Below are 14320 nucleotides of genomic sequence, written 5' to 3'. Positions count from 1 at the left end.
CCGTGCGGTGCGCGGCCCTCATCAGGTGCGTACCAGGGGTGGGGTGTCCTCCTGCCGGGACGGCGCGTCCGCCGGGCCGGCAGTGGTCTGTGGGGGGACGCCGTCGGCGGTCCCGGACGCGGCGGGCGGCCCGCCGGGCGAACCGGACGTGCCTGCGGGCGGGTTGGCCGGCGGGGTGGCTTTCGGTGCCCTGTCCGGAGCCCGCTGTGCCGCCCCGTTCGACGCCTGCTGTGCCGCCCCGTTCGACGCCTGCTGTGCCGCCGCGCTCGGCGCTGTCGCGCGCTCCAGGTCGTCCGGTGTGATGGTGCGGGTCCTGGCGAGGGCCGCGAGCCGGTCGGCGAGCCGGTGGGCCCCGTAGGCGCCGCCGGCCGGGGCCTGCCGGGTGAAGCGGGCCGTCATGGCCTCCCCCGCCTCGGGTGCGAGCCGGAAGCCCAGCGAGGTGAGCCGCCGTTCCACCAACTGCCTCACCTGCTCCGGCGTGTACGCCTCCAGCGGCAGGTACGCGGCGAACGCCTGGGCCAGGTCGATGCGTTCCCGCATCAGGTCCATCAGGTGCGGGGGTCTGCCGAGCAGGACCACCGGGGTCTCGGGGACCGCGGCGATGGCACGCGCCAACGCGTCGAGTACGGCGACCCGTTCGGGCTCGGCGCGCCGGTCGAACGCCGGATCGATCTCGGGCACCAGCACGCCGCCCGCCGCCTCCTCGAAGGCCGCCGCGAGCACGAACCTGGGCTGTTCGGCCCACCGCACCGGCACCGAGGCGAGAGCGAAGTGGTGCACGGCTCCGGTCGTGATGAGCCCCAGTTCGGCAAGGCTGCGCCCGTACAGCCGGGCCAGTGCGCGCCGTCCGGTGCCCGGCGGTGCCTCCAGGACGACGTTGGCGAGTCCGGCGCCGCGCTCGCGCCGCTGCTTGAGGCGTACGAGGGTGTCCAGCCGGACCCGCAGCGCCTCACGCGTGGCGTCCTGGCCGGTCAGCGCGGCGAGCTTGCGGATGCCGGGACTGTCGGCGCGCGGCCTCGGCGTACGGCCCTTGCCCGGGCCACCGCCGGTGCCCCCGGCCGCGTCGCCGTCGCCGTCGTCGGCCATGTCGTCCAGGTCGAAGCCGGTGTCGGCGGCGTCCAGCATGCTCAGGGCGGCGTCGTCGCGCGGCGGGTCCATCGCGAGCCGGGACGCCTGGTTGCTGATCATCTGCTCGAAGATCTGCCGGGCGACGCGTCCGTTACCGAACGTCGACGTCTTCGGGATCTCCACGAAGTACTGCGTGAGCGCCGCGAGGGCGTCCTCGGTCATCTCGTAGTAGTGCTTGGCGCACAGGCCCCGCACGATGGTGACCAGTTCCTCGGGCGTGTAGTTCGGGAACTCGACGGTGCGCGCGAACCGCGAGGCCATGCCCGGGTTGGACGCGAGGAACTGGTCCATCTGCTCGGAGTACCCGGCGACGATGACGACGACCTCGTCGCGGTGGTCCTCCATCATCTTCATCAGGGTCTCGACGGCCTCCTGGCCGAAGTCGGGCCCTGTGCCCTTGGACTGGTTGGTCAGCGTGTACGCCTCGTCGATGAACAGCACGCCGCCGAGCGCCTTGTTGAAGACCTCCTGCGTCTTGATGGCCGTCCCGCCGATGATCTGCGCCACCAGGTCGGCCCGCGCCACCTCCACGATGTGGCCCTGGCTGAGGATGCCCAGCTCGGCGAGGACCGCGCCGTACAGACGCGCCACCGTGGTCTTGCCGGTTCCCGGCGGCCCGGCGAACACGAGGTGACGGCTCATCGGCGGCATGGGCAGGCCCATCTCCATGCGCCGCTGCGTCATCTTGTTCAGGTTGATCAGGCCGGTGACTTCCTTCTTGACGCTCTCCAGGCCCACCAGCGCGTCGAGTTCGGAGAGCGGTCCGGTACCGGTGTGGTGGGCGCCGGCCCGGCCGCCGTCCCACTCCTGCTCGGCGGGCGCGCCCGCACCCGCCCCGGCCTCGGCGGTGGCCCCGCCCTTGCCGGAGCCGGCCGGGTCCGAAGCCTCCGCGCCACCGGTGTCCAGCCGCTCCACCGAGACGTGCGGGCCCGCCGTGAGCTGGTGCACCGGCCGGCCGCCGTTGTCGCGGATCTCGCAGTCGTGGACGGTGACGGTCTCCTCGGTGTTGCAGCGGACGCCGTCGCCCGCGTTGTCGAAGACCGCGCAGTGGGACAGTTCCGCCCGGGACGACGCCTGGATGTTCAGGCCGTGCCCGCGCGCACCGGTCACCCGGCAGCCGACGGCGGTCAGCGCACCGCCGTTCACGACCCGCACGCCGTCCGTGTCGGAACCCGTGAACTCGCTCTCCCGAGCCGTCAGTTCCGCTTCCGCGCCGACGAGTGCCCCGCACTCCAGCAGCGCGCTCGACTCCAGTACCGCGGACGCGCCGCCCGCCAGCTCGATGCCCTGGCCGCCGCTGCCCCGCCCACTGCCCGCCGACCGCAGCCGTACGTTCGTCAGGGTGCCCTCGGACTTCTCGTCGAGCCGCACGGCCGCCCCGCCCGCCGTGATCTCGCCCGTACGCACCGACAGGGTCGACGCGCCGCTCGCCACCACGCCCGCGCCCGACCCACCGGAGACCGTCAGGCCCTCCACACGGGCCGCTGCGGCGTCGGTGAGCTGCAGGGCCGCACCACTCGCGTCCCGTACGGTCAGCGCGGTGAACGTCGCCTCGCTGCGCGCCTCCACCGCCACCCCGACCGGGGACCCGATGACGGCACACTCCTCCAGGCGGGGCCGCGACGCGCCCGTCACCTGGATGCCGCTGGACGCCGCGCCGTTCACGGTGCAGCCGCGCAGCAGCGGTGCGGCGCCGCCGGTGATGTGCACGGCCTGCCCGCCGGAACCGGTGAAGGTGCAGTCGGCGAGGACCGTCTCGCCGGTGCTCGTGAGGTACGCGTCGAGCGCGGCGCTGCCGCTCACCGCGACCTTGCGCAGTTCGGCCGTGGCCTGCTGCTCGACGGCGAGCGCGGGCTTGCCGCTGCCGTCGATACGGGTGGCCTCGATCACCGCCGTGGCACGGCCGTTGACGCACACGCCGTTGCCGCGCGCGTTGGTCAGGACGCACTCGCGCACCGTGAGACGGCCCGCCTCGGCGATCACCACCGCCGACGAGCCGACGTCGGTGATCTCGGAGCCCTCCAGCACGTTCGCGCCGGCGGACGTCACGACGACGCCGGCGCCCTGCGCGTTGGTGACCCGGCAGCCGCGCAGCGCCAGCACACCGTCCTGCCAGGCCAGCACCGCCGCCCAGGCCCCGCCGGAGAGGGAGCAGCCGTCGAGGGCCGCCTGCCCGCGCCGTACGTCGAGGACCGGCGCCTCGGGGTCGGTTCCCGACAACACCAGCCCGGACAGCTGTACTTCGGCATCCACGACGACTGTCGTACCCGCCGACGAGTGGATCTCCACCCCGCTGCGGCCCTCCGCGACGAGGCTGACCGGCCGGGTGATGTGCAGGGCCTCCTCGTAACGGCCCGCCGCGAGGGTGATCAGCGCCCCGTCGGTGGCGTCGGCCAGGGCCTGCGCGATGGACCGGTGCGCACCGGGTCGGTCCGCTGAGACCAACAGGACTTGCCGGCTCACGGCTTCGCTCCCTCGTTGCGTACGGACGACTCCTTGCGGCCGGAGACAAGACCCGGGGGCCAGCCGCTGCCCGGCACAGCCTCGGCGGGCTCGGCGGACGTGCCCGACTTCGCCTCGGCCTTCGCGGTGCTCTCCACGACCTCGACGGCCTGTTCGAGCCCGGCGAGCGCTATTTCGTCCAGGGGGACCCGCGCCACGTCGACGCGGCCGTCCTCCCCGATCTCGGACGGCAGCAGCTCCCGCAGCAGCACGGTGGGCCGCCCGCTGTCCCCGTCCACGCCGCGCAGCACCTTGAAGCTGGTGCCGGGTACGAAGATGATCTGGTCCGAGCGCGCCGGATCGACCAGGACGGTCCTTCGGGCCGTCATCGACCACACGAGGAAGTCGGTGTCGCCGGCGCCGGCGGCCGCCACGTTGGTGCGGGCAGCGCAGAACCCCCACTCGGTGACGAGCCTGCCCTCCCGGAACCACGCGCGCTCCGCGGCGCTCGCGGAGATCCGCAGCAGGGCGGGCCCCCGGTAGGAGGGCAGTCGTCGCAGGCCGGACGCCACACAGCGGGCGAGCGGTACGTGCGGCCCGACGGTCGCGGACCGTACGGCGCGGTCGACCTGGCCGCTGTCGCCCGACAGGTACAGCTTCACGGCGACGAGGTCGGTGAGCGCCTCGGCCGCGTCGGCGCGCGAGGCGCCGCGCAGGCCGGGGGATTCGGACATGACGCGCGAGACGGATCCGGCGACGGCGTTGTACTGGGAGCTGAACGTGCGCCGCACCCAGTCGCGTTCCTTGCCGACCTCGCGGTCGCCCGGCGCGGCGCAGGCCGCCGCCTTGGGCACGGGCTGCACGCGTACGGCGGCCCGCTGCTGCACGGGCGCGGCCGCGGCGGCCGGCGCCTGGGCGTCGGGGGCGGCCCGGGGGCGCCCATGGGCACGGGCGCGGGCCCCGTTCCGTCGGCCTCGGGTGCGGGCACGGGCGCCACGGGCACGGGCGGGGCCGCGGGCGCCGGGGCCGGCGCCCCGGACTCCAGCCGGATCCGCGGTGCGCTCGGCCGCGCGGGCGCGGCCGCCGGGGCCTGCGTCGGCGCGGTCGGTTCGGCGGGCCCGGCATCCGGAACAGCGGGAACGGCCGGAACAGCCGGAACGGGCGGCGCGGCGGGACCGGGCCCGGCCGTCGGGCCCGGGCCCACGGGCACCGGCGGCAGCGGCGCGGCGGCCGGCGCGGGAACGGCCGGCGCCGGCGCGGGCGGCAGCGGCGCGGCGGGCGGCACCACGGCAGGAGGCAGCGGCGCGGCCGGGGCCGGCGCGGGCGGGGCCGGCGCCACCGGCGCGGCGGGCGGCCGCGCCGTGACGACGGGCGGCACCACGACGGGCGGGAGCGGCGCGGCGGGGGCGCCCGGGCCGCCGAGACCCGCGAGGGCCCGCAGCGACATGGGCGGCGGCGGGGGCGGCGACACGGGCGAGGCGCCCGTACCGGGCGCGCCGGGGGCGGGGCGGCCCGAGGCGGTGAACGAGTCGGGTGAGCCGGGCGGGGGCGGGAACACCGGCGGGGCGGCGAGCGGAGGTTGCTCCGCCGGCGGGGCCGCGACCGGCGGGGCCGAGGTGGCCTGCGCCGCGCCCGCCACGGCGTGAGCGGCGGCGGCCTCTTCGGCGGCGGGGTCCGCTGCCGGAGCCACGGCGGGCCCCTCGGACGCCAGTCCGCCCGGCACCGCCCGCGCGCCGGGGGCGCTGCTCTCGCGCCCCTCCTGGTCGTTCTCGCGGGCGGCTCCCCGCGCGGTCGGGTCCGCCGCTGTCTCCGTCTCGGGCCTCGGCGGGGCGGCCTCGGCCGCCGCGTCGGCCCGGCCCCGGGTGCGGCCCTTGCGGGCCCGCGAGAGCCGTGCCCCGGCGAGCTTGGACGCCATGTCCGGGCCCGCCGCGCCCTGCTGGGCGCCTGCGGCCTGCTCCGCGTCCGCTTCGGCGACGGGGGCGGCGTCGGGCTGCAGCGCCGCCTCGGCGCGGCCACCGGCCCGGCCGCGCACGGCGGTGGACACCGGGGCCTGGGCGGGCGCGCTCTCGGTGGCGGCTGCCACCGACCACACCTCGTCGTCCGCGTAACCGAACGCGCCCCACGGGTCGTCGGCGGGCGCGACCTGGAAGGTCACGCGGGTCGCCGGGTCGAGCCGCCACAGCATGTCCTCGGCGAGCGCCTTCATGCGCGCGGCCGTCGTCGGCGTGCTCCGGTCGTAGAGGATCGCCAGCCGTCCCGGGCCCGCCGGGACGCACCGTACGTCGTCGGCGTCGGCGGGTTCGTTGTTCGGGCGCATCCACAGGCCGCTCTGCACGACCTCCAGGACGGCGTCGGCGGCGTACTCGTACACGCCCGGGGTGATCTCGGGGACGCCATCCAACGGACGGCGCACGCCGAACAGCGCGGGAGGCGCCGGGCGCGCTGCCGGGTTGTGCCGTGGGAAGTACATCAACTCGCTGGCGAAGGGCCGGGATTCGGCCGTCCCTTCCTTGTGCAGGGCGATGACGGCAGGCGCTTCGAGACTCGTCCGGGTCTCCACGGGCATGCCCGCGTACACGACGACCTGCTGTCCCAGCCGGTCGGCGATCTCCTGCCCGTACGCACGCCCCTCGGGTGTCGACACGGGCCCGTAGTGCACGAACCGCACCCGTGAGCGCACCGAAGGCAGCACCGTCTCCCAGAACCGCGCCACGTCCACGAGCGGCACCGCGGGGCCGCCCGGCGTGCCCAGCACCACCGTCAGGATGTCAGGGTGGCACGGCAGGCTCTCCATCAGCCACTTGCGGCCGCGCGCGCTGTGGCCGGGGCCCGCGCCGCGTACCCACACACCGCTCGGCAGCGGCTCGACGGTGCCGTCGGCGCTGGTCTCCCAGGGGCGGCTGAACGTGGAGAACTCCCACGGCGGCTTCGGGAACCGTTGCGAGTCGCGCTGCGGGCCGCGCCCCGGGCGGTACGCGAGCCAGCCGATGCCCCGGTCGCTGGGGATGAACAGGCCGCCGTCCACGGTCGGCACGACCTCGCCGTCGGGCGTGACGACCGTCCGGTCCAGGCGGTCGGCGAGCCGCTGCCCCATGGCCCGGGACTCCCGTGCCGTGGTGGGGCGCGCAAAGACGATCCGCAGGCTCCCGGTACGGCCGGAGAGTGTTTTCGCGACGGACTCCCACTCCGCCTCCACCGTGCCGGACGGCAGGTCGACGACGGCCAGCGTGTGCTGGGTGTCGGCGGCCAGCCCGGAGGCGAACGCGACCGCGCGCGGGTCGGGCTCGCCCTTGGGGTGGAGCAGCAGCGCGTGACCGGCGGGCCTCGTCTGGAGAGGACCGCCGAGCAGGCGGGGTGGCTTGAGCCCGATGTGCACGGCTATCCCCTCTGGACGGTGGCGACGGCGGCGGCCCTGCTCAGTTCGGGGCCGCGTGGCAGCAGCGTGAGGACGTTCTCCGGCAGCGGCAGGCCGCCGGTGCCGTATCCGAGGGCGGAGGTGGCCTGGTCGTCGCTGATCGAGTACTCCACGCCGTCCTCCGTGATGAGGAACTCCCGCGGGCTGACACCCTGCTTGCCGACCTGCGCCTGGTCGAGCGCGAGGACGCCGCTGCCCGGCGGCAGCAGCACGGGCCGGGATCCGGTGGCCGCAGCGCCGCGCTCCAGGACGACCCCGCTGCGCAGGTCGGCGCCGTCGGACTCCTGGCGTACGCAAACCGCAGCGCCCTTGGTGTCGGCGGCGGGCATGTCCAGCAGGTCGGGCAGGCGGTGCATCAAGGTGCGGTCCTTGGACACCGGGGCGACGGCGATGTCCGCGGCGGCGACGGAACGCGGCTTGGCGGCGCCCGAGGTCGCGGACATCAGCGCGGACTCGGTGGCCGTGACGGGCGCGATGCCATCGGCGAGCATCACGTAGAAGTGCGCGGAAGCGCCCGTACCGCCGGTGGTGAACAGGTCCCCGACGGCGGTGGACCGGCCGGCGACCTGGCCTGCGGGCTGTCCCGCGCCGTCGATCTTCGCGGCGGCCAGGGCGGGCCCGTCGGGTACGGCGGAGAGCCAGTTGTCGGGCGCGGGCACCGGCTGTTCGTCGTCCATGCCGAGCGCGATCATGACGGCGTCGTCGGTGATGCGGTACTTGGAGCCGTGCCACAGCAGGTACCGCGCGCCCTTGGAGCCGGACAGGAGGACCTGCCGGTCGTCGGGGAACGCGGCGGTGTGCCCGTCGGGCGAGAAGTCGACGAGCTGGCCGCCGGCCAGGCCGGGCCGCAGGCAGCGGGTCCAGGCGCCGGTCAGCAGCGACGCGGCGCCGGGCACCACGTCGGGCGCGTCCGGGATGCCGACGGGCGAGCCGACCCGCACCCCGGCAAGGGACTTGGCGGACACGGACTCGGGGTTGGCGGCACCCTGCCCCGAGATCAGCAGCGCGGACGCGAGGTTGCGCACGGGGTGCAGCACGCCGGCGACGTAGAGGAAGCGGTTGCCGTTCTCCTTCTGCACGACGACCGCGCCCTGCGTCTTCCACGACGTCTTCGCGACGGGCGAGATCAGCCCGTACACGCCGAAGCCGATGCAGAGCAGTACGACGATCGCCGCGCCGAAGAACGTGCCGAGGGAGGCGCGCCGGGTGGGGCTGTCACCGCCGCCCGGGTTGCCGCTCACGAGCGCGGTGGCGAGGCGTCCCATCGCGAACTGGTACGCCTGGACCTGGTCCTTCCGTGTCTGCACGGTGCGCTCCTCAGCTGGCCAGTTGGCGGAAGAAGGCGTACACGTGCAGCGCCTGCAGGAGCAGGGGCAGCAACGCGACGGCGGTCAGGGTCTCGGCGATGTCGCCGAGGTGGCCCCACACCGGCAGCAGCCTGCCGGTCGGCAGCCGCCAGGCCGCGACCACCAGCAGGACGGCGGCCGCGAGGAACACGCCCATGACGACGGCACGGTCCGTGGTGCCGACCGTGGCGAGCCGCGTGAGGGCCACCACGGCCAGGCCGAAGGCGCCGACGGCGGTCATCGGCACGCGCTGCAGGGCGCCCCCGAGGCCCCGGGCGCGCAGCAGGACGGCGGCACTGAACACGAGCGGCAGCAGCCAGCCGATCCAGCCGCCCTCGTGCACCAGCGCCGCGAACGTCACCGCGTAGATGAGGGCGGAGGACATGCTGAGGGTGTTGAGGTACGAACTGGCGGCGCGCACCCGGCGGGTCACCGACTCCTCGTCCTCCGGCTCGATGCCCTGCTGCAGCTCCTCAGCGGTACGCGGCAGCTGCGGGACCCGGAGCCGGGCGGCCCGCAGGGTCAGACGCGGCCCGAAGTGGCCCAGTACGAACATCGCGACGCCGACGATCCCCGCGGCCTGGACGGCCGACTCGTCCCCGAGCCGCGCGACGGCGACCCCGACGGCGGCGGCGATCGCGCACACCAGGAACGTTCCCGGCAGCGCGAAGGGCAGCACCCGCAGCGCCAGCAGCAGGGCCGCGAGGAAGGCGACGGCGCCCGCCGCGAGAAGCAGTCCGTGGATGCCGAGCGCGAAGTGCCCGAGCGACGCGTGGCCGTGCACACCGGCCGGCAGGACCGCCGGGACGCGCGCGGCGGAGAACGGCGCGAACCCGGCGAACGCCGCGAACACGAGGCCGCCGACGGCCGCCGCCCCCGCGGTGCTCTGATCGGCACCCGCCCGGGACAGCACGGCGGAGCCCGCGACGAGGACCAGCGCGGTCACCGCGCAGGCCACCGTCGCGAGGACACCGGGACCCGCGCCGAAGGCGGTGACGCCGAGCGCGGCCAGGACGAGCCCGCCGACCGCGATGGCGAGGCCCCGGGTCAGTTCGGGCCGCCACAGGTCGGAACGGCCGGTCACCGCGTGGGCGACCCCGTCGGAGATGTCGTCGAAGTGCAGTCCCGGCAGCGGCTCGTCGGCCGGCCGCAGGTACAGCACGTCGCCGTGGCGCAGCCCCAGCGTGTCCGGGCTGCCGTCGAGGTCGAACGGCTCCTCTCCGAGCCGCTGCAGCACCCAGGGCGCGTTGGCGCGCTCGGGCGAGGTGGCCACGTGCCGCAGCAGCGTGGGCAGGAGTGCGGAGAGCGGTGTCGCCACGGGCAGCGCCAGGTCGGCGCGGCCGGTGGGGCCTTCGACGGTGATCCGGCAGACGTCGCTCGTGGACACGGACACCGCGGGTGGCGAGGTCGTCATGACGCTCCCGGTGGGCACGGAGGGGGACAGGAACAGGAACGGGGGTTCTCGGCGCGCCCGGTGCCGCGCGGGGACGCGGCGGGGACGGGCACGGCGGACGGAGGCACGGTCACGACGGTGGCACCACCAGACCGGTCTGGACGAGCCGCACCCCGCGCCGGGTGACGAGCTGGGCGCGGCCCACCGGCAGAGTGCGCGGCTTCGCCTCGCCGAGGAACTTGCCCTCCTCCTTGGGATAGGAGAACAGCAGCGCCGGGTTCCCCAGTTCCCACAGGCGTCGCAGCATCGGGTCCATCATGGCCCGCATCGCGCCGGAGGTGCTGCGGGCCACCACGACGTGCAGGCCGATGTGCGTGCCCTGCGCGAGGAGCTGGGTGAGCGGGCCGACCGGTGAGGCCATCCCGGGCGCGCCGGTGACCAGGTCGTAGTCGTCGATGAGGACGAACAGCTTGGGGCCGGTCCACCAGTCGCGCTGATCGAGCTGCTCCGGTGTGACGTCCGGCCCCGGGACGCGCTTGCCGACGGACACGGCCGCGTTGTTCGACAGCTGCACGAGGGCCTCGGCGTCCACCACGTACCCGACGCGGTACTCCTCGGGTACGGACTTCAGCAGGCCGCGGCCCGGGTCGGCCACCATGATGCGGGCCTCGTCGGGCGTGTAGCGCGAGGTGATGCCGTTGATGACGAGGCGCAGCGCGTTGGTCTTGCCGGTCTCCCCGTCGCCCAGCACCATCAGGTGCGGGGTGGCGCCGAAGTCGTGCCAGTACGGCGCGAGGCGCTGCTCGTCGAGGCCGAGGCAGATCCGCAGGTCGTCGGTGCCCTCGGCGGCCGGCAGCTGGGCGGCCGGGAGTTCGGTCGGCAGCAGCCGTACGCCGGGCGCGGAGCCGCCCGTCCAGAACGTGTCGATCTCCACGACCGCGGACTTGGTCGCCACGGTCAGGTCGGCGGTCTCCGAGGAGCCGTCGAGGCGCGGGATCGCGGCCATGAAGTGGTGCCCCGCCGAGGTCAGGCCGCGGCCCGGCTGGTGCGGGACGCCCGCCGCCGCCTTGGAGCCGACCTCGGACTCCATCGAGTCGCCGAGGCGCAGTTCGAACTTGGTGCCGAGCATGTCCCGCAGCCGCGAGCGGATCTCCGACCAGCGGACGGCGGAGGCGACGATGTGCAGGCCGAACGAGAGGCCGCGCGCGGCCAGTTCGTTGACGCGCGGCTCCAGGTCCTCGAAGTCCTGGCGCAGCGTGCCCCAGCCGTCCACGACGAGGAACACGTCGCCGTACGGGTCGTCGATCTCGCCGGACGCGCGCAGGGCTCGGTAGGCGGCCATGGACTCCAGGCCGCGCGAGGTGAACATCTGCTCGCGGCGCTCCAGCAACTGGGTCAGCTCGGCCACGGTACGCAGCACCCGGTCGCGCTCCAGGCGGGTCGCGACGGAACCGACGTGCGGCAGGCCCGCGGTCGACACGAGACCGCCACCGCCGAAGTCCAGGCAGTAGAACTGGACCTCCTCCGGCGTGTGGGTGAGCGCGAGCGACAGCATCAGGCTGCGCAGCATCGTCGACTTGCCGGTCTGCGGCGCTCCCACCAGGCCGACGTGCCCGTCGGCACCGGACAGGTCCGCCACCAGCAGCTCACGCAGCTGCTCGAAGGGCTTGTCCACCATGCCGAGCGGGATGCGCAGCGAACCGAGCGCCGGGTGACCGGCGGCCGTCATACCGCGCGCCGGGTCCGGGACGATGCCCGGCAGGAGCTGGTCGAGGCTCGGCGGGGACGTCAGCGGCGGCAGCCACACCTGGCGAGCGGGCGGGCCGCTGTCCTCCAGCCGGTTCACGAGGAGTTCGAGAAGGCTCTCCTCGCTCTCCTCGCCCTCGTCGCCCCCGGTGCGCAGGGACTCCTGGGTGAGGGCGCTGAGTGCCTCGTCCTCCCGGGCGGAGCGCAGCTCGCCGCTCTGCGCCAGGGCGAACGGCGCCACCTCCGTGGACAGTTCACCACCGGCCGCGTACGGGTCGCCGGTGCCGGTGGGCGCCGGCGCGGCGCCGGAGACGTAGGCCGCCTTGAAGCGGACCAGGTTGGTGGTGTCGACCTTCAGGAAGCCGTTGCCGGGGGCCGACGGCAGCTCGTACGCGTTGGACACACCGATCACACTGCGCGACTCCATCGAGGAGAACGTCCGCAGCGCGATCCGGTACGAGAGGTGGCCCTCCACCTTGTGGATGCGGCTCTCGTCCAGTCGCTGCGAGGCGAGCAGCAGGTGGACGCCGAGGCTTCGCCCGAGGCGGCCGATCGACACGAACAGGTCCACGAACTCCGGCTTGCTGGCGAGCAGTTCGGAGAACTCGTCGACGATGATCAGCAGCGAGGGGAGCGGGGTCAGCTCCGCGCCCGCGCCGCGCGCCTTCTCGTAGTCGAAGAGGGACGCGTAACCGGACTCGCGCAGCAGTTCCTGGCGGCGGATCATCTCGCCGTTGATGGAATCCCGCATCCGGTCCACGAGGTGTATCTCGTCGGCGAGGTTGGTGATGACCGCCGACGTGTGCGGCAGCCGGTCCATGTTGAGGAACGTGGCACCGCCCTTGAAGTCCACCAGGACCAGGTTGAGCACCTCGGACGAGTGGGTCGCGACGAGGCCCATGACCAGGGTGCGCAGCAACTCGCTCTTGCCGGATCCGGTGGCACCGATCAGCAGGCCGTGCGGGCCCATGCCGCCCTGCGCGGACTCCTTGATGTCGAGATTGACGACCTCGCCGTCGTCGGTCACACCGAGCGGCACCATCAGCCGGGCGGCCTGCTCGATACGGGGACGCCACTTGGTGGCCACGTCGAAGGTGTGCGCGTCACGGATGCCGAGCAGCGCGGTCAGGTCGAAGTCGGAGTCCAGCGCGCGGTCGGAGAGGTCGACGCTGCCCCCCGTGCGCATCGGCGCGAGGATGCGTGCCAGGTTCCCGGCGGCCCGCGCGGTGAGCGTGTCGGCCTGCGCGGTCACCATGTCGCTGCCGCTCGGGAACTCCACCTCAGTGCCGTGCGTGGTGAGCCGCAGGACCTTCGGGCCGCCCGTCATGGCGCCCGTCGCGTCCAGCAGCACGACGCCGCGGATGCCCGCGCCGAGCAGCCGGGAGCCGTCGGGGATCCGTACGCCCTGGGCGACGATCACCACGAGCGGCTCCACCACACCGGGCGTGGACGCGGGGTCGTGGTCGGGCCTGCCCTGCACGTCCGAGCCGAGCAGGTCGAACAGCGCGTCGTAGTCGTCCGAGCAGAGCCGCAGGGGCCCCGCGTCGTCCTCCTCGTACGGATGCGCGTTGTGCGGCAGCCACTTCAGCCAGTCCCACTCGGCGCGCCCCTGCTCGTCGGCGAGGACCGCGACGCGCAGTTCGTCCGGCGAGTGGAAGACGGCGAGCTGGGCGATCATCGCCCGGATCAGCCCGAGCGCGCTCTCCGCCTCGCCCGCGAACTCCACGCTGGTGAAACGGCCGAGGGCCACCGGGATCGGCAGGCCCGGCACGGTCTGGTGGGCGCGGGTGAAGCGGCGCAGCGAGATCGCGGACAGCGGCTCCAGGTCCTCCACGGGCTTGGTCTGCGGCGGCAGGAACTGCAACGCGGCCCTGCGCACGCCGAGCCCGATCCTGACCCGGCCGAAGTCCTCGTGGGCGGGGCGCCGTTCCCACAGCCGGGTGCCGAGCGCGAGCGCCCACAGGTCGGCGGCGTCGGGGTTGTCCCACAGCAGCGACGCGCGCTGCTCGTCCGCCGCCTGCCGGGCCTGGATGCGCTTCTGCGCCAGGTAGCGGAGGTAGTCGCGGCGCTCGGCGCGCATGCGCTTGCGCCGCTCACCGCCCGCGCGGCCGACCTGAGTGAGCGTCATGCTCACCATCGCGACGGCCATCATCCCGGACATCATGTACGTCGTCGGGCCGCCGCCGCGCATGGAGAACATCAGCACCATGGCGCCGGCACCCAGGCCCATCGGCAAGTACATGAGAGTGGACCCGAAGTCCGCTGTGGCCGGCTCACCCAGAACGGGAGGTTCGGCCAGTTCGACCTGACCCTCCGGCAGACGGGGCGCCTCGGCACGTGGTGAGCGCTTTGCGACCACGGTGCTCAAATCGGCTCTCTTTCCTGCTCCACGCGCGCGCTAATGGGGTTGTCAACTATAGAGAGTTCCAAAGAACTGGCGACCACCCCCCGGTAAATCTTGCGGTTACGTGAACGGGCTCGATTTGCCCACAAACGGACAGCGTCAAGGTCACGTCAGGATGAAACGGTCATCAGGCCCTCCCGGTGACAAATGTGATGGCTCGTTACTCCCTGTACGCCCCTTCTTGCCCTGGAGTAGCCGAGATTCCACATGGACAGACACCCGGCGCCGCCCGGACGTTCCCGTCACACGAAGTTTATGAAGTTGAATTCATCTGAAATTCCCCCCGGGATCCCGACCGGCACGACACACCGGGACGCGCTGTGACAAACCTCATGCACAGGACCGTGAACCACGGGCGGACCCCGTAATCCCGATCCGGCACAGCCGAAAAGCGGGCGCAAGTACCGCGCAATACCCTCTCATCCGGGCGCGGGCCCGCTCGCCCG

At 74.1% G+C, this 14320-nt stretch carries 6 protein-coding genes; all 6 read right to left on the bottom strand.

What is annotated here, in order from left to right:
- Positions 1-21 precede the first annotated feature (21 nt).
- Positions 22-3591, bottom strand: coding sequence for a right-handed parallel beta-helix repeat-containing protein (locus OG310_RS19735; protein WP_329457201.1), 3570 nt, complete (start codon positions 3589-3591; stop codon positions 22-24).
- Entirely contained in the window at positions 3588-4304 is a 717-nt protein-coding gene (locus OG310_RS19730; RefSeq protein WP_329457200.1) for a hypothetical protein, read from the bottom strand. The genes OG310_RS19735 and OG310_RS19730 overlap by 4 nt, the downstream gene beginning before the upstream one ends.
- Entirely contained in the window at positions 4229-6946 is a 2718-nt protein-coding gene (locus tag OG310_RS19725) for a hypothetical protein (protein WP_329457199.1), read from the bottom strand. The genes OG310_RS19730 and OG310_RS19725 overlap by 76 nt, the downstream gene beginning before the upstream one ends.
- A gap of 2 nt (positions 6947-6948) precedes the next feature.
- Positions 6949-8292, bottom strand: coding sequence for a type VII secretion protein EccB (eccB, locus tag OG310_RS19720; RefSeq protein WP_329457198.1), 1344 nt, complete (start codon positions 8290-8292; stop codon positions 6949-6951).
- Positions 8293-8302: 10 nt separating this feature from the next.
- Positions 8303-9745 (bottom strand): type VII secretion integral membrane protein EccD, encoded by a 1443-nt coding sequence (gene eccD, locus OG310_RS19715; RefSeq protein ID WP_329457197.1) that lies wholly within the window; start codon positions 9743-9745, stop codon positions 8303-8305.
- Between the two features lie 109 nt (positions 9746-9854).
- Positions 9855-13838 carry a type VII secretion protein EccCa gene (gene eccCa / locus OG310_RS19710; protein ID WP_329457196.1) on the bottom strand — a complete coding sequence of 1328 codons (3984 nt, stop codon included), beginning with the start codon at positions 13836-13838 and terminating at the stop codon, positions 9855-9857.
- Positions 13839-14320 lie beyond the last annotated feature (482 nt).

It is taken from the genome of Streptomyces sp. NBC_01497 (assembly GCF_036250695.1).
In the GTDB taxonomy this organism is placed as follows: domain Bacteria; phylum Actinomycetota; class Actinomycetes; order Streptomycetales; family Streptomycetaceae; genus Streptomyces.
Note: the sequence above shows the minus strand (reverse complement) of the source record. Positions and strands in the feature narration are given on the sequence as shown.

What these genes read in the sequence shown, in the direction of transcription:
- OG310_RS19730 (WP_329457200.1), bottom strand. Translation starts at nt 4,304, where the DNA reads ATGTCCGAATCCCCCGGCCTGCGCGGCGCCTCGCGCGCCGACGCGGCC.
- eccD (WP_329457197.1), bottom strand. Translation starts at nt 9,745, where the DNA reads ATGACGACCTCGCCACCCGCGGTGTCCGTGTCCACGAGCGACGTCTGC.